Source organism: Aphanothece microscopica RSMan92, assembly GCF_046613545.2.
In the GTDB taxonomy this organism is placed as follows: Bacteria; Cyanobacteriota; Cyanobacteriia; order PCC-6307; family Cyanobiaceae; genus NIES-981.
Genome location: NZ_JBKKKY020000446.1, coordinates 1 through 507, shown reverse-complemented (window position 1 = coordinate 507; position 507 = coordinate 1). Strand labels below are relative to the sequence as shown.

Sequence of the window (507 nt, the reverse complement as noted above, 5' to 3'; positions counted from 1 at the left end):
ATTACAAAATTGTGGACTACGTAAAGACCCTGGCTGATAAGAACCCGGCTCAGGTGAAACTAATCCCCTACGGTACTACCTACGAAGGGCGCCCCCTGATGGTAGCCGTCATTGCCACGCCCGAAAACCTCTCGAAGGTTGAAAGTATCCGAACCGATAACCTGAAAAGTATTGGTATGATGGAAGGAACCCCATCCGGAAAAGTACCTGCTATTGCCTGGCTTAGCTACAATGTACACGGAAACGAGGCTGTTTCCTCCGAGGCGGTCATGAAGGTCATGTACGAGCTACTGAATAAAGACAACGCCACTACCCAGGAAATCCTAAAAAATACGGTGGTTATTCTCGACCCCTGTATCAACCCCGATGGACGCGATCGCTACGCTCAATGGTACAATCGCGTAATGGCCGTCAATTCAGACCCGACGCCCTGGTCGTGGGAACATAATGAACCCTGGCCCGGTGGACGTTACAATCACTACCTTTTTGACCTGAATCGTGACTGGG

Annotated in this window: 1 protein-coding gene; it reads left to right on the top strand. The window is 50.5% G+C overall.

Features of this window, described 5'->3' with window-relative positions; genetic code table 11:
* On the top strand, nucleotides 1–507 hold a 507-nt coding region (locus tag ACLD7X_RS18470), incomplete at both ends, for a M14 family zinc carboxypeptidase (protein ID WP_411425140.1).